13 protein-coding genes and 1 riboswitch are annotated in these 18,475 nt (G+C 67.6%); of the genes, 10 read left to right on the top strand and 3 right to left on the bottom strand.

Features of this window, described 5'->3' with window-relative positions; genetic code table 11:
• Positions 1–30 precede the first annotated feature (30 nt).
• The 4 genes from ACQVBX_RS00065 (at position 31) to ACQVBX_RS00050 (ending at position 4,610) form a co-directional block, all read left to right on the top strand.
• Positions 31–525, top strand: coding sequence for an Ohr family peroxiredoxin (locus tag ACQVBX_RS00065; protein ID WP_431635863.1), 495 nt, complete (start codon positions 31–33; stop codon positions 523–525).
• Positions 526–667: 142 nt separating this feature from the next.
• Positions 668–2,335, top strand: coding sequence for an APC family permease (locus ACQVBX_RS00060; protein WP_431635862.1), 1,668 nt, complete (start codon positions 668–670; stop codon positions 2,333–2,335).
• Between the two features lie 138 nt (positions 2,336–2,473).
• Positions 2,474–3,082, top strand: coding sequence for a YceI family protein (locus ACQVBX_RS00055; RefSeq protein WP_431635861.1), 609 nt, complete (start codon positions 2,474–2,476; stop codon positions 3,080–3,082).
• 91 nt (positions 3,083–3,173) lie between these two features.
• A complete protein-coding gene (locus ACQVBX_RS00050; RefSeq protein ID WP_431635860.1) occupies positions 3,174–4,610 on the top strand; it encodes a DHA2 family efflux MFS transporter permease subunit in 1,437 nt (478 codons plus the stop codon).
• Positions 4,611–4,628: 18 nt separating this feature from the next.
• Here ACQVBX_RS00050 and ACQVBX_RS00045 read toward each other — a convergent pair whose 3' ends face one another.
• The 3 genes from ACQVBX_RS00045 to metX form a co-directional block, all read right to left on the bottom strand.
• A complete protein-coding gene (locus tag ACQVBX_RS00045; protein ID WP_431635859.1) occupies positions 4,629–5,675 on the bottom strand; it encodes a homoserine dehydrogenase in 1,047 nt (348 codons plus the stop codon).
• A gap of 119 nt (positions 5,676–5,794) precedes the next feature.
• The gene (gene metB / locus ACQVBX_RS00040) at positions 5,795–6,982 is read right to left on the bottom strand and encodes a cystathionine gamma-synthase (protein ID WP_431635858.1); all 1,188 of its coding nucleotides are present in this window, start codon (positions 6,980–6,982) and stop codon (positions 5,795–5,797) included.
• Between the two features lie 123 nt (positions 6,983–7,105).
• On the bottom strand, positions 7,106–8,134 hold the full coding sequence (gene metX, locus ACQVBX_RS00035) for a homoserine O-succinyltransferase MetX (RefSeq protein ID WP_431635857.1): 1,029 nt from the start codon (positions 8,132–8,134) through the stop codon (positions 7,106–7,108).
• A 79-nt stretch (positions 8,135–8,213) separates the two neighbouring features.
• A riboswitch (SAM riboswitch) is annotated at positions 8,214–8,331 on the bottom strand.
• 392 nt (positions 8,332–8,723) lie between these two features.
• Here metX and ACQVBX_RS00030 point away from each other — a divergent pair.
• The 6 genes from ACQVBX_RS00030 to ACQVBX_RS00005 all read left to right on the top strand — a co-directional run bounded on the left by ACQVBX_RS00030 (position 8,724) and on the right by ACQVBX_RS00005 (position 17,630).
• A complete protein-coding gene (locus ACQVBX_RS00030; RefSeq protein WP_431635856.1) occupies positions 8,724–9,461 on the top strand; it encodes a 2OG-Fe dioxygenase family protein in 738 nt (245 codons plus the stop codon).
• Positions 9,462–9,480: 19 nt separating this feature from the next.
• Positions 9,481–9,846 (top strand): DUF1304 domain-containing protein, encoded by a 366-nt coding sequence (locus tag ACQVBX_RS00025; protein WP_431635855.1) that lies wholly within the window; start codon positions 9,481–9,483, stop codon positions 9,844–9,846.
• A 14-nt stretch (positions 9,847–9,860) separates the two neighbouring features.
• On the top strand, positions 9,861–10,559 hold the full coding sequence (locus tag ACQVBX_RS00020) for a M24 family metallopeptidase (RefSeq protein ID WP_431635854.1): 699 nt from the start codon (positions 9,861–9,863) through the stop codon (positions 10,557–10,559).
• A 266-nt stretch (positions 10,560–10,825) separates the two neighbouring features.
• Positions 10,826–12,967, top strand: a complete 2,142-nt coding sequence (gene fusA, locus ACQVBX_RS00015) for an elongation factor G (protein ID WP_431635853.1) — start codon at positions 10,826–10,828, stop codon at positions 12,965–12,967.
• Between the two features lie 237 nt (positions 12,968–13,204).
• On the top strand, positions 13,205–16,114 hold the full coding sequence (locus ACQVBX_RS00010; protein WP_431635852.1) for a TonB-dependent receptor: 2,910 nt from the start codon (positions 13,205–13,207) through the stop codon (positions 16,112–16,114).
• Positions 16,115–16,223: 109 nt separating this feature from the next.
• A complete protein-coding gene (locus tag ACQVBX_RS00005) occupies positions 16,224–17,630 on the top strand; it encodes a M20/M25/M40 family metallo-hydrolase (protein WP_431635851.1) in 1,407 nt (468 codons plus the stop codon).
• Positions 17,631–18,475 lie beyond the last annotated feature (845 nt).

Genomic DNA, 18,475 nt, shown 5'->3' with positions numbered 1-18,475 from the left:
CATCTACCCTCGAGGAGCTTCGCACCCGCCATGCCCGATCTGCGCCCCCCACCCCTCTCCCTGCTCGACAAGCATGTCGGTGCAGACTTCCTTCCGCTGTACACCGCCACCGTGCGGGTCAACGGCGGCGAATCCCGGCACGGCCGGGCCTCCGGCGTGGCCCGCTCGGACGACGGCGCGCTCGAGCTGCAGTTGCGGATGCCCGAGCAACTGGGCGGACCGGGCGGCGGCACCAATCCCGAACAGCTGTTCGCCGCCGGCTACGCGGCATGCTTCCACGGCGCGCTGAGCCTGCTCGCGGCGCGGGCAGGCGTGGCGATCCCGGATGCCGAGGTCGTGGCCCAGGTCAGCTTCGGCCGCGATCCGGTCGATGGGCTGTTCATGCTCACCGCGACGATCCACATCCGCCTGCCGGGCGTCGATCGCGCCGTCGCCGAGGAACTGGTGCGCAACACCGAGCGCGTCTGCCCCTACGCGAAGATGGCCAGGGCCGGCATCGACTGCGTGGTATCGCTGGCGCCCTGAGCGCGCGGGCCGCGTCGCCACCAGCGCCCGTTGCGGCGGCATCGCACCGTCGTGGTGCGCCGCTGCGGCGTGACAGCCCTGGCCCACTTTGCCACTATCGTGGTTTTGAACCGCGGCGATCAGGCCGCTCAGGGGTTCCTCGATGGCAAACCAGAGTTCGCTCCGACGTGATGTCGGACCTTTCGCCCTGATGTTCACCGGCCTGGGCTCGATCATCGGTTCGGGCTGGCTGTTCGGCGCGTGGAACGCCGCCAAGCTGGCCGGTCCGGGCGCGATCTGGGCCTGGGTGCTGGGCGCGGTGATCATCCTGTCGATCGCGCTGACCTACGCCGAGCTGGGCGCGATGTTCCCCGAATCCGGCGGCATGGTGCGCTACGGCCACTACTCGCACGGCTCGCTGGTGGGCTTCATTGCCGCGTGGGCGAACTGGATCGCGATCGTCTCGGTGATCCCGGTGGAGGCCGAGGCCTCGGTGCAATACATGGCCGGCTGGAAGTGGCAGTGGGCGCAGGATCTGTACCACGCCGCACCCGGCAAGCACGGCGAGCTGAGCCACCTGGGCTTAGGCATCGCCGCGGTGCTGGTGGTGGTGTACTTCCTGCTCAACTTCTGGAGCGTGAAGCTGTTCGCGCGCTCCAACAGCCTGATCACCATCATCAAGCTGATCATTCCGGCCGCCACCGGCATCGCGCTCATCGCCAGCGGCTTCCACAGCGAGAACCTCTCGGTGGGCGCGGCCGGCGGCAGCCACGCGAACGATTTCGCGGCGATTCTCACCGCGGTGGCCACGGCCGGCATCGTGTTCAGCTTCAACGGCTTCCAGAGCCCGGTGAACCTGGCCGGCGAAGCGCGCAACCCGGGGCGCAGCATTCCGTTCGCGATCATCGGCGCGATCGCTCTGGCCACCGTGGTGTACGTGCTGCTGCAGGTGGCCTACCTCGGCGCCGTGCCGCCGGACCTGCTGGCCCGCGCCGGCTGGAAGGGCATCGACTTCAGCTCGCCGTTCGCCGAGCTGGCGGTGCTGGTCAACCTCAACTGGCTGGCGATCCTGCTCTACGCGGACGCCTTCGTCAGCCCCAGCGGTACCGGCATCACCTACACCGCCACCACCGCCCGCATGATCTACGGCATGGAGCGCAACGGCACGCTGCCGAAGGTGTTCGGCCGGCTGCACCCGACCTGGGGTGTACCGCGCCCGGCGATGTGGCTGAACCTGGTGGTGTCGTTCCTGTTCCTGTTCTTCTTCCGCGGCTGGGACTCGCTGGCCGCGGTGATCTCGGTGTCCACCATCATTTCCTACCTCACCGGCCCGGTGAGCGTGATGACCCTGCGCCGCACGGCGCCGGAGCTGCATCGCCCGTTCAAGCTCAGCGGCCTGCCGGTGATCGCCGGTATCGCCTTCATCATGTCCGCCGAGCTGCTGTACTGGGCCAAGTGGCCGCTGACGGGCGAGATCATCCTGCTGATGGTGGTCGCCCTGCCGGTGTACTTCTACTACCAGGCCAAGCACGGCTGGCAGGACTTCGGCCGCCACCTCAAGGGCGCCTGGTGGCTGATCGCCTACCTGATCACCCTGGCCGCGGTGTCGAAGATCGGCAGCGCCAAGTTCGGCGGCCTTAACTACATCCCGTACGGCTGGGATCTGGTCGTGGTGGCGGTGATCGGCCTGGTGTATTTCCTGTGGGGCGTGAAGTCCGGCTGGCGGACGCCGTCCATCGAGGCCGAGCGGATGGAGGCCAGCCAGCATCCGAGCGACCTGCAGATTCCGCCGGACGAGGATGAAGTGGAGCGCGCCACCGGGCATCGCTGATCGCTGCGATCGTCCCTGCTTGAAGCAGGAGGCCTTGAACAAGAACGCGCGGCCGGTCCGCGCGTTCTTTTTTTGCGGTTGTCGAAACCGTCGCGCGTGGATCGTCGCCTTGGCACCATCCCGCCAAGGACTCTCCCGATGCGTCAGCCCACCCGCCTCCGTTCCGACGGCAAGCTCGCCGTGGCTCTTGCCACGCTCGCCGCGCTGGCCGCCACCACCGCCAGCGCCACGCCGGTGACCTATCGCATCGATCCGGATCACACCTACCCCAGCTTCGAGGCGGACCACATGGGCGGGCTGTCGGTGTGGCGCGGCAAGTTCAACGCCAGTCGGGGCACGGTGATCCTCGATCGCGCGAAGCAGACCGGCAGCGTCGACGTCAGCGTCGACATGGCCAGCGCCGACTTCGGCCAGGACAAGCTCAACGCGTACGCGCAGGGGCCCGAGCTGTTCGACACCCGGCAATGGCCCCAGGCGCACTACACGGGCCGGCTCGCGGGCTTCAGGAACGGCGCACCGACGCGGGTGGACGGCACGCTCACCCTGCACGGGGTGAGCCACCCGCTGACGCTCGACATCCGCAGCTTCAAATGCATGCCGCATCCGCTGTTCAAACGCGAGGTGTGCGGCGCCGACGCGCTCGCCACCTTTCAGCGTGACGCCTACGGCATGCCGGGCGGCAAGGACTACGGGTTCGACATGGGGGTGACGCTGCGCATCCAGGTCGAGGCGATCCAGGTGCCGTAGCCCGGGCGGCTGTGGCCGTGCTACTTACTTCGCGCCGGGCCGCTGCACGCGCCCGGCCGCTTCGATCGACTACACACCCGGGAGATCCGCGATGACTGCTGCCGCCCCCGCCCGGCACGACTGGCTAGCGTTCTACGTGCTCTGCATGGGCGTGCTGATGATCGTGCTGGACACCACGATCGTGAACGTCGCCCTGCCCTCGATCAAGGCCGATCTCGGCTTTTCCGAGACCGCGCTGGCATGGGTGGTCAACGCCTACATGCTTACCTACGGCGGCTTTCTGCTGCTGGCCGGTCGGCTTGGCGACCTGCTTGGGCACCGCCGCGTGTTCCTGCTCGGCCTCACCGCCTTCACGGTGGCCTCGCTGCTGTGCGGCCTGGCCGCCTCACAGCGGATGCTGGTGGCGGCGCGCGCGGCGCAGGGACTGGGCGGCGCGGTGGTGTCGGCGGTGGCGCTGTCGCTGATCATGGATCTGTTCACGGCGCCGGCCGATCGCGCACGGGCCATGGGCATCTACGGGTTCGTCTGCGCCGGTGGCGGGAGTGTCGGCGTGTTGCTCGGTGGTCTCCTCACGAGCACGCTGAGTTGGCACTGGATATTCCTGGTGAACCTGCCGATCGGCGTGCTGGTGGCGCTGGCCACACTGCGGCTGGTGCCGGCCACGCGCAAGCCATTCGAGGGCCGCCTCGACGTGGCCGGCGCCGCCAGCGTGACGCTCGCCCTGACGCTGGCGATCTACTCCGTGGTGCACGGCAATGAGGCCGGCTGGACGTCGCCCGCCACGCTGGGGGTGCTGGCCGTGGCGCTGGTGCTGCTGGTCGCCTTCGTCACCATCGAAGCGCGCATCCGCGCGCCGCTGATCCCGCTCGGACTGTTCCGCCACCGCAACCTCACGGTGGCCAGTCTGATCGGTGTGCTGTGGTGCGCGGCGATGTTCGCCTGGTTCTTCCTCTCGGCGCTGTACATGCAGCAGGTGCTGGGCTACGACCCGTTCCGCGTGGGGCTGGCGTTCCTGCCGGCGAACCTGGTGATGGCCGCCTGCTCGGTCGGCCTGTCCGCGCGACTGGTGATGCGCTTCGGCATCCGCCTGCCGCTAGGCGCCGGGCTGACGATGGCGGCGACCGGGCTGGCGCTGTTCGCCCGCGCGCCGGTGGACGGTCGGTTCGTGGTCGACGTACTGCCGGCGATGATGCTGCTGGGCCTGGGCGCCGGCATCGCCTTCAACCCGGTTCTGCTGGCGGCGATGGGCGACGTGGCGCCGGACCAGTCCGGGCTGGCCTCTGGCGTGGTCAACACCGCCTTCATGATGGGCGGCGCCCTGGGCCTGGCGGTGCTTGCCAGCCTCGCCGCGGCACGGACGAGCACCCTGACCAGTGCCGGTGCCAGCACGCTGGCCGCGCTCAACGGCGGCTATCACACGGCTTTCCTAGCGGGCGCCTGTGCAGCGGCCGCCGCCGCGCTGGCCGGGGCCGTGCTGTTGCGGCCGCAGGCCATGGTCCCGACGGCCGCAGGCGCCACCGGCCATTGAACGCAGCCGCGGCGACCCTCAGCCGGGCGCCAGCGCCAGCACGTCACCCAGCAAAGCCTGTGCGGTGACTTCCGGCCCCGCGCCCGGCCCCTGGATCACCAGCGGCTGCGTGTTGTAGCGGGTGGTGGTGAGGGCGAACTGGTTGTCGGTGCCGTACAGCCGGGCCGCCGGATGAGTGGCCGGCACTTCCACCAACCCCACGCGGGCGCGACCACGCTGGTTGAGGCGGGCGAGGTAGCGCAGCACGTGGCCGCGTTCGCGTGCTTCGGCGGCCCGCGCGGCGAGCGGCGCGTCGAGTTCCTCGAGGCGATCGAGGAAGGCCTCGGTGGACAGCGCGCGCAACGCCTGCGGCACCAGACTCTCCACTTCCACCTCGTCGCTGTTGAGCGAGAAGCCGGCATGGCGGGCGAGGATCAGCAGCTTGCGCGCCACGTCCTCGCCGGAGAGATCGGAGCGCGGATCGGGCTCGGTGTAGCCAAGCCGGCGCGCCTCGCCGAGCAAGATGGAGAACGGCACGCTGCCGTCGTACTGGTTGAACAGATACGAGAGCGAGCCGGAGAACACACCCTCCAGCGTGAGCAGCGCATCGCCGCACTGGCGCAGGCGACGCAGGGTGGAGAGCACCGGCAGGCCGGCGCCGACGGTGGCCGAATCGCCGTAGCGCGCGGCACCGGAGGTGGCCGCCTGCAGCGCACGCCAGCCGGTGAGCTCGCCGCCGGCCAGTGCCTTGTTGGCGGTGACGACGTGATAGCCGCGCTCCAGCCATTCGGCGTGGCGCGCGGCCAGCGAAGCATTGGCGGTGGCGTCGACGATCACGTTGGTCGCCACGCCGCTGGCATCCAGCGCAGACAGCAGCGCCGCGTTGTCCCGCGGATCGCCCTCGCTGCGGATCTGCTCGCGCAACTGGCGACTGGCCAGCCGCGCCGGGTGGGTCTGCTGCCGCTTGGAGTTGGCCGCGCCCACCAGCCGGATGCGCGCGGCCGCCGGCGTACACAGCAGCTTGAGCAGGGCCCCGCCGACCACGCCGGTGCCGAGCAGCACGATGGCAATGCCGGATGCATCCACGGCTGTAGGAGCGCACCCTGTGCGCGAACGCTCTTCAACTGCACCCGACAAAAGTCGATCGCGCACAGGGTGCGCTCCTACTGCGGCCACTTCCGCCACCTCGGCATCGGGCACCGCGCTCATGCGCGCACCTTGCGTTTGGAGGCGCCCACCGCGGCAGCGCGGCGCAGGGCAGCATCGAGGTCGCGCAGCAGGTCGTCGCCATCTTCGATGCCCACCGACAGGCGCAGCAGGGTGTCGGCGATGCCAGCGGTGCGGCGCGCTTCCGGCGCCATCGAGGCGTGGGTCATCGAGGCGGGGTGCGCGATCAGGCTTTCCACGCCGCCGAGCGATTCGGCCAGCGAGAAGTATTCCAGCCCGTCGACGAACGCCGCGATCTCTTCCACCTCGCCGTCGAGCTCGAAGCTGAGCATGGCGCCGAAGCCCTGCTGCTGGCGCCCGGCCAGCGCATGGCCGGGATGCTCGGCGAGCCCGGGGTAGTAGACCTTGCGCACGGCGCCGTGGCGGGCCAAGTGCTCGGCTACGCGGGCGGCGTTTTCCTCGTGCTGGCGCAGACGCACGCCCAGCGTGCGCAGGCCGCGCAGGGTGAGGTAGCTGTCGAACGCGCCGCCGGTGAGGCCGTTGCAGTTGCCCCACCACTTGATCTGCTCGGCCAGCTCCGGCGTGCGCGCCACCACGGCACCGCCCACCACGTCGCTGTGGCCGTTGATGTACTTGGTGGTGGAGTGGACGACGAGGTCCGCGCCCAGCGCCAGCGGCTGCTGCAGCGCGGGCGAGAGGAAGGTGTTGTCCACCACCACCAGCGCGCCGACCGCATGCGCGGCGTGCGCCACGTGACGGATGTCGGTGATGCGCAGCAGCGGGTTGGAGGGCGTTTCCACCCACACCAGCGCGGGCTTCTTCGCGAGGCCGGCGGCCAGTGCGGCGGGATCGGTGAGATCGGCGAAGGCCACGCTGAAGCGGCCCTTCTTCGCCCACGCGTCGAGCAGGCGCCAGGTGCCGCCGTAGCAGTCGTGCGCGGCCAGCACGGTGGCGCCGGCCGGCACCAGTTCCAGCGCCAGCGCCACGGCGGACATCCCGCTGGAGGTGACCACCGCACCGGCACCCTGCTCCAGGTCGGCCAGCGCCTCGCCGAGCAGGTCGCGGGTGGGGTTGCCGCTGCGCGAGTAGTCGTAGGCGCGCTTGCCGCCGAGCCCGGTGAAGCTGTAGTTGGTCGACAGGTGCAGCGGCGGCACGACGGCGCCGTGCTGGGTGTCCGACTCGATGCCGGCGCGGACGGCGCGGGTGCTGGGGGCCGAGGTGGTCATGGAACTCTCCGAACGATCAAAAGGTACGCAGCACGGCTTTCTGTAGGAGCCCGCTCGCGGGCGATGCCCTTGCTCCTGATCCCATCTAAAGACAAAGAAAAAGCATCGCCCGCCAGCGGGCTCCTACAGGAGGGCCTGGCGCAGCAGGGGGGCGAGCTGGTCGGTTTCCTTGAGGAAGCCGTCGTGGCCGTAGGGCGACTCCACTACCTCCAGCGTGGCCGGACCGGCCAGGCGACGCTGCAGCTCGCACAGGTCGGCCAGCGGCACCAGCCGGTCGGACGGGAAGCCGATCAGCGTGGCCGGCGTGGGTACGGCCTCGGGCTGCACGTCATGCAGGTCGATCGACTCAGACAGCGCCAGGAAACGCTCCGCATCGAAGCGCGCCACGAAGCGGCGGCCAGCCTGGTCCAGGTAATCCTCCACCGGGAAGTGGAAGCGGTCGTCGCGAAATTCCGGGGCGGACGAGAAGCGGCGGGCGAATTCCTCGCTGCCGCGATAGGTGGTCATGGCCAGCTGGCGCGCCAGGCTCAGCGCTTCGTCCAACTGCCCGCTGGACTGGCCCAGCCGCACGATGCCGCGCTGCACGCTGCGCAGAGCCGTAGAAAGAGGATGCGCGCGATGCGCACCGGCCAGCAGCACCAGCCGGTCCAGCTGCCACGGATGCGCCTTGGCGAAGGCCAGCGCCACCATGGCGCCGTAGGACGAGCCGACGAAGGCGGCGATGCGGCCGATGCCCAACGCATCGATCAAGGCGCTGATCGCATTGGCCTGGTCGGTGCTGGAGATCGCCGTGGCGGCGCCCAGATCGGTCGGGCTCAGCCAGTCGATGGACAGCACGCGGTACTGGTTCAGGTCGATCGCCTTGCCCTCGCCCACCAGCGCCTGCCACCAGCCCGGCTGGGCGGCACCCTCGGCGGCGATCACGTCGCGGCTTGCCGAGATACCGCCTTGCACCACCACGGTCGGTGCATCCGGCGCACCACACCACAGGTAGCTCACCTCCACGCCGCAGCGGCCGCCGCCGTAGGTGGGCTCGATGATGACCCGGCGACTGCAGCGCTGCGCCGTGAGCGAGGCACGGGGCGACGGCGCAACGGCCGCGCGCTGCGGCTGGGCGGAAGCAGTGGGGACGTGGGCGAGCTGGGCGGACATCGGACTCTCCTGTGGCATCGCACCTGCGGAGAGTCGAGAGAGTGGGCCACCACGGACGCCAGAACGCGCCCGTGACGACACCCCATCTACCGGTTGCGCTCGTCGGCGCTCCGCAGGAGTTGGCACCGTCGCAGAAAGCGTCTCTGCAGGTTGCCCCGGCTTCAAAGGGCCTGTCCCTCAGCCGGTCTCGATGAGTGGAGTGCACTGTAGGGCCGCCACAGACATCGTGTCAACAGACGTCTAGACGTCTATACGCCCATATGCGAAATCATCATGTGATGATTGGATGCACCTGAAACCATGCGCAGGCGCGCCCGGCACCATCCCGACGGTGCCGCTGGCGCACCATCTATTGCACAGGAAGGGTGTCACCTGGATGGCCGGCGACCTGATGTGGCCGGTGCGGCCGGCGCCCTGCCCAGACCCCCCCCCGTCGCGGCACTACGCGATGCGTGCATCCATCGCCGAGCCAAACCGTTGGACCCGAGGGTTCTTGCGAGTGAAAACCCTCCCCCGGCGTGGCTGGACGGGCCTTCCAGGGCTGACCCGAATCAGCACTGAGCGGGCGACCAACTGCTAACGTATGCGCATGCCCTCTCTCCCCGATCTTCCGGCGCTACGCACCCGGCTCCAACGCGAAGGCTTCGCCTTTCTCACCGCCAACGTCATGCGCGGCCTGCTGGACGCGCCGCACGCGTTCGATGATTGGGAGGCGTTCGCCGCCAGCTGGAACGATCTCGCCCCGGATACCTACCTGGCGGCACAGGGGCGGCACCGCCAGCGCCGGCATGCCACGTTCACCATCGACGCCGCGGGCTCCCTGCAGCGCGCGCCGCACCAGCCGCATTTCCAGAGCCTGGAATACAACCCGCTGCAGGGAAACATCCAGCGGTGGTTCCGGCCGATACACCCGGCGATCGCCGACGGCCCCAGCCTCCGCGGCATCCTGCGCTTCAGCCAGTCCCTGTTCGGCGCCCTCGCGCCCGAGGTACGGGCCTGGCACGTGGAAACGCACCAGTTCCGGATCGAAGCGAAAGTCGGCGAGGCGGGCGAGCCCACCCCTGAAGGCCGGCACCGCGACGGCGTGGATTACGTTCTGGTGCTGATGATCGATCGGCAGAACATCGAGAGCGGCACCACCACCATCCACGCCGCCGACGGCGAGCTGCTGGGAAGCTTCACCCTGGTGCATCCACTGGACGCTGCGCTGGTGGACGACGCGCGCGTGTTCCACGGCGTGACCCCGGTGACCCCGCTCGACCCGGACCTGCCGGCGCATCGCGACGTGCTGGTGGTAACGTTCCGCCGCGCCGATCCGCCCGCCTGAACCCCTTCCGAAACCCACCATGCCTCTTGCCGCCTCCATCGTCATCGCCATCATCGCCCTGCTGCACCTGTGGTTCCTGGTGCTGGAGATGTTCCTGTGGAACCGGCCGTCGGGGCGACGCGCGTTCGGGCTGACGCCGGAATTCGCCGAGCAGTCGAAGGTGCTGGCCGCCAACCAGGGGCTGTACAACGGCTTCCTCGCCGCCGGACTGGCGTGGGGACTGTGGGTGGGGGGCAGCGAGGGCCTGCACGTGAAAGCCTTCTTCCTCGGCTGCGTGCTGGTGGCCGGCGTGTATGGCGGGCTCACCGCCACGCGCAAGGTGCTGTGGATCCAGGCCGCGCCGGCGGCCCTGGGCCTGGCGTTGCTGCTGGTCAGCCAGGCTTGAGAGCCAGCATCGGAGTGGCCGCAGATCCTCGCGAAGCGGTCGGTCGCAAGTTCGACCCCGCGCTGGTGCAGCGCGCTCGCGAGCGCAGCTGGGCCGCGCTGCAGGACATCCGTGAGCGCATGCAGCCAGGGATCAGCGAGGACGAGGCGAAGGTCATGGCCGCCGACGTGTTCAGCGAACACGGCGTGGAGCGCGTCTGGCACCCCACGCTGATCCGCATCGGTGCCAACACCATCAAGACCTGGCGCCAGCGCTCCGATCCGACGGTACGACTGGGCGAACACGACGGCTATTTCGTCGACCTGGGTCTGGTGTTCGACCGCCACGAGGGCGACGTGGGCGATACGTTCACGGTCGGCGACGCGCCGCAGCAGCAGGCCTGCGCCGTGGCGGCCCGCGCCCTCTTCGACGAGGTGGCCGAGGCCTGGCGTCAGCAGGGCCTGAGCGGTGCGGCGCTATATGCCTACGCCGGTGAGCGCGCCGCGGCGATGGGCTGGCGCCTCAACCACGCCACCAAGGGCCACCGCATCGGCGACTACCCGCACGCTGTGCACAAAGGGGGCCCGCTGGAGGCCTTCGGCCGGCGCCCGGCCGACGGCCGCTGGATCCTGGAAATCCAGATCGCCCACCCGACCGAGCCGTTCGGTGCGTTCTACGAAGACCTGCTGACAGGCACGCCGCCGGGCGTCTCGCACGCTACCGACCCTGGCTGAACGGCAAAGGGGCACCTGCCGTGGCCTGTGGCGGCACCGGCCGGGCGCTGGCGGCAGGCGTACGTGCAACGCCCTGCCGGTCCCCTGAACGCAGGACTCTGATTTATCAAGAAACCCGGCTATAATCGGCGGTTTGACGCACCTGCGCCCTGTCCAATCGGGAGCGGTGCGAGCACCGCCAACCGCAAGCGCACGACATTCCATGGGGCAGCACGAGCGCTGTCCTGCTCACGCTTCCCTTAAAACGCACCTACGGAACTCCGACAGTGGCCCGACAGAAACCCCTCAAGCTCTACCGCAACATCGGCATCATTGCGCACATCGACGCCGGCAAGACGACGACCACCGAGCGCGTCCTGTACTACACCGGCAAGAAGCACCAGATCGTCGACGTGCATGACACCAAGGACGGCAAGGGCTCGACCACGACCGATTACCTGGAGCAGGAGCGCAAGCGCGGCATCACCATCCAGTCGGCCGCCGTGTCGACCGAGTGGAAGGGCCACCAGATCAACGTGATCGACACCCCGGGGCACGTGGACTTCACCATCGAGGTGAACCGCTCGCTGCGCGTGCTGGACGGCGCCGTGGTGGTGTTCGACGGCGTGGCCGGCGTGGAGCCGCAGACCGAGACCAACTGGCGCCTGGCCGACCAGTACAACGTGCCGCGCATGTGCTACGTCAACAAGATGGACCGCATCGGCGCGAACTTTAAGCACTGCGTGGACGGCATCCGCAACCGCCTGGGCGCCAACGCCGTGCTGTGCCAGGTTCCGCTGGGCAGCCACGACGAGTTCATCGGCATGGCCGACCTGATCGCCGGCCTGGGCTACATCTGGCAGGGCGACGACAAGGACAGCAAGTGGGAGAGCGTGCCGCTCGACCAGGTGGCCGACCACCCGAAGGTGAAGGCGTTCCAGTCCGCTGCCGACAAGGAGTGGGTGGCCAACCTCGCCGCGCTGCGCGAGCAGAGCATCGAGACCGCCGTCGAGATGGACGACGACGCCATGGACGCCTACCTCACCTCGGGCGAGATCCCCTCGCTGGAGAAGCTCAAGGAGTGCATCCGCAAGGGCTGTGTGGCGGGCAAGCTGGTGCCGGTGTTCTGCGGTTCCTCCTACCGCAACAAGGGCGTGCAGCAGCTGCTGGACGGCGTGATCGACTACATGCCGTTCCCGGGCGAGAACGGCGGCATCTCGATGGTGGACGAGGACGGCCACGTCATCGGCGAGCAGGAAGTGACCGACGACGCGCCGGTGCGCGCGCTGGCCTTCAAGGTGATCAACGACCAGTTCGGCACGCTCACCTTTACCCGCATCTACTCGGGCGTGATCAAGAAGGGCGACACCCTGCAGAACGTCACCCGCGGCAAGAAAGAGCGGATCGGCCGCATCGTGGAAGTGCAGGCGAACGCCACCAAGGAAATCGACGAGGTCCGCGCCGGCGACATCTGCGCGTTCGTCTCGCTGAAGGAAACCGAGACCGGTGACTCGCTGACCGATCCGGCCCATCCGGTGCTGCTGGAGCGCATGCGCTTCCCGGACCCGGTGATCAGCGTGTCGGTGGAGCCGAAGAGCCGCAACGACGTCGACAAGATGTCCACCGCGCTCTACAAGATGGTCAAGGCCGATCCGTCGCTGAAGCTGGAAGTGGACAAGGAAACCGGGCAGACCGTGCTCAAGGGCATGGGCGAGCTGCACCTGGAAATCACCATCGACCGCATGCGCACCGAGCTGGGCGTGGACGCGAACATGGGCAAGCCCAAGGTCAGCTTCCGCGAAGCCTTCGGCAACACCGTCGAGCACACCTACACCCACAAGAAGCAGTCCGGTGGTTCGGGCCAGTTCGCCGAAGTGAAGATGATCTTCGAGCCGGGCGAGCCGGGTTCGGGCGTGGTGTTCTCCGACGAGATCGTCGGCGGCCGCGTGCCGCGCGAGTACATCCCGGCCGTGCAGCACGCGATCGAGGTGGAGTCGCGCCAGGGTCAGGTAGCCGGCTACGAAGTGCTCGACTTCAAGGCGCGCCTGGTGGACGGCAAGTACCACGACGTCGACTCGTCGGCGCTCGCGTTCGAAATCGCCGCACGCCAGTGCTTCCGTGAAGCGCAGCGCATGTCCAAGCCGAAGCTGCTCGAGCCGATCATGAGCCTGGAAGTGGTGACCGAGGCCGATTACCTCGGCGACATCATCGGCGACGTGAACCGTCGTCGCGGTTCGGTCAGCGACCAGGGCCAGAAGGGTCCGCAGGCCTTCGTGCAGGGCTTCGTGCCGCTGGCGGAGATGTTCGGCTACATCAACTTCCTGCGTTCGGCCACCTCCGGCCGCGGCACCTTCACGATGATCTTCGATCACTACGAGGAAGTGCCGGCGAACCTGGTCGACAAGCTGATGGAGAAGGAGGCGAAGTAAGCTCTCGCCCCCCCCAAGTACACCGGCTTCACAGCCGGTGACGGAAAAAGCCCGGAGAGCGATCTCCGGGCTTTTTTTGTACCTGTCGCAACTTCATGCGGGCGCGCAAGTGGCCTTGTGCATCACTTGGTGCATCGCATGGTGACAAGGCTGCATGCGCTCGCTGATGCTCCGCGCCCACCGGTGAAGCAGGGGATTGCCGGCACCATCGACTCGTCGTCTTTCAGGGAGATCAGCATGCACATCGGCCACCCACGCGGCGCGACCGCCTCACGCCCCCAGCCTCGTCGGCACCGGCTCGCGCTGGCTTGCCAGGCGGCACTGCTCGGGCTGTTCGTCGCCAGCGTCGCGCAGGCACAGGACACGACGCCACCCGCGCAGCAGCAGAACGCATCGAGCACGCCGGCGAATCCCACGCCGTCGACGAAGAAGCCCGCCAAACCCGGCGCCACCACGCTGCAGACGGTGGTCGTCACCGGCATCCGAGGCAGCATCGAGAGCTCGATCAAGGCCAAGCAGAATTCCGACGACATCATCGAGGCGGTCTCCGCCGAGGACATCGGCAAGCTGCCCGACGCCAGCATTGCCGAGAGCCTGGCCCGCCTGCCCGGCCTGGCCACGCAGCGGCTGGACGGGCGCGCCAACGTGATCTCGATCCGCGGCCTGTCGCCGGATTTCGCCGGCACCACGCTCAACGGGCGCGAGCAGGCCACGATCGGCGAGAACCGCGGCGTGGAATACGACCAGTACCCCTCCGAGCTGATCAGCAGCGCCGCGGTCTACAAGACGCCCGATGCCAGCCTGATCGGCCAGGGCCTCTCCGGCACCGTCGACCTGCACACCATCCGCCCCCTCGATCTGGAAAAGCGCACCGTCGTGCTCAACCTGCGCGGCGAGCACACCAGCAACGGCAAGCTCAACCCCGGCTCGGGCGTGGGCGACATGGGCCACCGCGCCAGCTTCTCGTACATCGACCAGTTTCTCGACCACACGCTGGGCGTGGCGGTCGGCTTCGCCCAGCTCGACTCGCCGATCCAGGAAAAGCAGTACCAGGCCTGGTGGTGGAGCGTGGACAACGGCCCGGCCGGCATCGACCAGAATTGGGGCGGGCCGCACACCCCGGGCATGCCCGACAACGTGATCTCGCAGGAAGGCATGCAGCTGCGCGCCAAGTCGGAGCAGCAGAAGCGCAACGGTCTGATGACCGTGATCGAGTGGGCGCCTGGCGAGCACTACCACTCGACGTTGGACCTCTACTACTCGACCTTCAACCAGCGCCAGACCACCAACGGCGTGCAGTGGTCGAGCAGCCCGTACGACAATGTCTCCTACGACAACGTCGGCACCGTGCCTTACCAGCCGTATCCGCTGGTCACCTCCGGCACCATCAACGGCATCGCGCCGATCCTGCAGAACCAGTTCAACAAGGAGCACGACAAGCTGTTCTCCGCCGGCTGGAACAACCAGTACGACTTCGGCAACGAATGGCAGGCCTCGGCCGACCTCTCCTACTCCACCGCCAAGAAGAAGCTGCACGACGCCTACCTGTTTGCCGGCCTGCCAAACGGTGGTCTCACCAGCGTGCAGTTCCAGACGCCGATCGGCGATGGCTATCCGTACTTCACGCCCGGCGTGGACCTGGCCAACCCGGCCAACCTCGTGTTCACCGATCCGGACAACTACGGCTACAACGGCCGCGAAGAGTTCGACCACCAGAAGGACACCATCAAGGCGATCCGGCTGGAAGCCACCCGCACGCTGGGCTGGATCTTCTCCAGCATGAACCTGGGCATGGACTACTCCGACCGCACCAAGGTGAAGTCGGCGGACGTCTATTTCGCCTGGCTCAACGGCAACGGCTCCACGGCCGGCACCTACGACCACACCTTCGGCACGCCGATCGATCCGAATCTGCTCTATGGGCCCACGTCGCTGAGCTACGGCGGCATCCCCGGCGCGCTCAACTACGACGTGCTCGGCGCACTGCACAGCCAGTTCTACGTCACCCAGCGCAACGGCCTGGCTGACTACAACCGCAACTACACCGTGCGCGAGAAGGTGCCGGTGGCCTACGCCAAGTTCAACATCGACAGCCACCTGGGCGACGTGCCGCTGCGCGGCAACGTGGGCGTGCAGTTCGTGCGTACCGACCAGTCCTCGCAGGCGCTGCAGACCAACGGCGACACCCTGGTGGGCCGCATCGTCGACGGCGCGAAGTACAACGAGGTGCTGCCCAGCCTGAACCTTGTCGCCCAGCTTACCGATCACCAGGTGCTGCGCTTCGGCCTGGCCAAGACCATGGCGCGCGGGCGCATCGACGACGAGAAGGTCGCCACCTCGGCGAGCGTGTTCCAGGTAAAGGACGGCCCAGCCGCCGGCCAGGTGCTGTGGTCGGGCAGCGGCGGCAATCCCAAGCTCAAGCCGTACATCGCGGTGGGCACCGATCTCTCGTGGGAGAACTACTTCGGTACGTCCAGCTATGTCGCCGTGGCCGTGTTCAACAAGAACCTGCTGAACTACATCTACAACCAGACCACGCTCGACTACGACTTCTCCCACTACACCAACGACAACCCCACGCTCACGCCGTCGAGCAACATCGGCTCGTTCACCCGACCGGAGAACGGCACCGGCGGCAAGATGCAGGGCCTGGAGCTGTCCGGCGCACTGGAAGGCGGCCTGCTGGCGGACGCACTCGATGGCTTTGGCGTGCAGGCGAACTTTTCGCTGACCAACAGCAACATCCCCAAGAGCTCGATCTCCTCCATTCCGGGCGGCCCGGCGACGCTGCCCGGGCTCTCGCGCAAGGTGGCGAACCTCGCCCTGTACTACGAGAAGCATGGCTTCTCCGCGCGCATCGCCGAGCGCTACCGTTCGTCCTTCACCGGCGAGGCGGTGGCCTTGTTCGACCAGCTCGGCTACACCCGCGTACTGGCCAACAAGCAGACCGACCTGCAGCTGGGCTACGCCTTCGACGAAGGGCGCTGGAACGGCCTGTCGATCCTGCTGCAGGTGAACAACCTCACCAACACGCCCGACAAGACCCAGCAGATTTCCGGGCTGCCCAACAGCGTGCAGGTGGCCCGCCCGCTGGAGTACGACACCTGGGGCCGCACGCTGATGTTCGGGGTCAACTACAAGCTCTGATCGTGGCAGCGGCCCGGCACCGCCGGGCCGCGGCCATCCGGTGCATGCGCACGCGCGCCCGCGCATACTGCGCCCACGTGCAATCACGCACCTCGGGGAGAACCATCGGATGAAAGCAGCACTCGCCTTGCGGCCCCTGGCCGCCCTGCTCGCGCTCGGACTGACGGCCACCGCACTGGCCGCGCCGCCGCACGTGCCGATGCAGACCCGCGAACTGGGCGAGGCGATGGCCATGCTGCGCCACGCGATCAGCGTGCCCACGGTCAAGGGCAACCACCAGGTGCCGGCACTGGCGGCCTACTTCGCCGACCAGCTAAAGGCGGGCGGCTTCGCCGCGGGCGACATCGAGATCATCCCGGTCGGCGAAACCGCCGCCCTGGCTGCCCGCTACCGCGGCACCGGACACGGCAAGCCGATCTACCTGTCCGGCCACATGGATGTGGTGGCCGCCAAGCGCTCCGACTGGACGCGTGACCCGTTCACCCTGATCCAGGAGAACGGCTACCTCTACGGACGCGGCACCGCCGATATGAAGACCGCCGCCGTGGTGCTGGTGGAAACCCTGATCCGTCTCAAGCGCGAGGGCTTCAAGCCCAGCCGCGCCATCGTGCTGCTGCTCTCGGGCGACGAAGAGACCGACATGGCCACCACCCGCGAGCTGGCCAAGCGCTACCACGACGCCGAATTCCTGCTCAACGCCGACGCCGGCGGCGGCACGCTGGACCCGGCCAGCGGCAAGCCGGTGGTGTACCAGATCCAGGCCGCCGAAAAGACCTATGCCGACTTCCGCATCACCCTCACCTCGCCCGGCGGCCACTCCAGCGAACCGACCGCCGACAACGCCATCTACCGCCTGGCCAAGGTGATCGACCGCGTGGGCGGCTACGCCTTCCCGCCGATGATCAACGACATCACCCGCGCCTCGCTGCGCGCCACCGGCGCCCACACGCCCGGCGCGCTCGGTGAAGCGATGACGCGCTACGCCGCCCATCCGGACGACGCCGCCGCAGCCGCCACCATCTCCGCCGATCCGGCCTATGTCGGGCAGATCCGCACCACCTGCGTGGCGACCATGCTCGACGGCGGCCACGCGCTCAACGCCCTGCCACAGAGCGCCAGCGTCAACGTCAACTGCCGCATCTTCCCCGGCACCTCGGTGGCCAGCGTGCGCGACACCCTGACCAAGGTGATCGACGACCCCAGCGCCAGCATCACCGTGCTGCCGCCCCCGCCCGTGGAAAGCCCCGCCTCACCGCTGCGCCCGGATGTGATCGCCGCCGTCACCGACGCCGTGCACGCGCGCTTCCCCGGCGTGGAGATCGCCCCCGGCATGTCCGCCGGCGCCTCCGACAGCATGTATTTCCGCAACGCCGGCGTCCCCAGCTACGGCGTCGATGCCGCCTTCACCAAACCCGACGACACCTTCGCCCACGGCCTCAACGAAAAGCTGCCGGCGTCGGAAGTGGGCGCTGGGCTGGAGTTCTGGCATCGGGTACTGATGCAGTTGGCGAATTAAGATGAGGAGCTGGTGGCCCTATGCCTGCCCTGACCCGAAAAGCAGGCATATCCAAAAGATTTGAGTAGCGGGATTTTTTAGCAAAATGGGACTGCCACGAATTTTGATATGAAACATGCGCATCGCGTTTTACAGAATTCTGATCCATCCCAAAGACCGCTATATTGGTTGTTCAAGCAACTCTTGCTACCTTGGTTTATCGCGCTTCCCTTGGTGCCCCTCACACGCCACAGCTACGCCAAAGCTGGCTACCACGCCACGATGTGGGCGTTTCTAGGGACATTGGTCTTGTCTTTAGTATTCACGTGGGTGGGCATTCCAATGGGGCGCAACTTTGCGCCCTACTGGACTCGACTGAAGTTGACGGCCGTGACGTGGGGACTGCCACTCATGGTGGCAATATCTTGTGCATTTAGCCTTCCTGCGCACTATTCTGTTGGCCCATATGTAACAACGACGGTTTATTACACTGTAGGAGGCTATAGCCGAGCCTGCACTATCCCGTTGAGGTTTTATCTCAAAGCCATTGATGGGCCAGTACATACCTGCGTCAGGCGTGAAGAAGTAGGTGCAGTGCCCGGATCTGCATACGGAACCGTCACCTTCAAGCAAACGCCATACGGCGTTGAACTGTTGAAGTTTCAGACCCAGGACAGTGATCGACGAGATAAGTGGGGACGTCCGCTTTCTTGATCAACATCGCGCAAGTGTGCGCAGCGCTGCGAGAGTCGCAGCCGGCGCCTCTCCCGGCACCAGGATTCGGCGGTTCCGTTCTAAGTAGGGATGAGTGTCAACGAATGCTTCTGGCGCAACTGATACGTGCGCTCGCTCGGTAAGCAGCGCTC

Origin of the sequence: Dyella thailandensis (genome assembly GCF_050749815.1) — a bacterium.
Classification (GTDB): domain Bacteria; phylum Pseudomonadota; class Gammaproteobacteria; order Xanthomonadales; family Rhodanobacteraceae; genus Dyella_A.
Note: the sequence above shows the minus strand (reverse complement) of the source record. Positions and strands in the feature narration are given on the sequence as shown.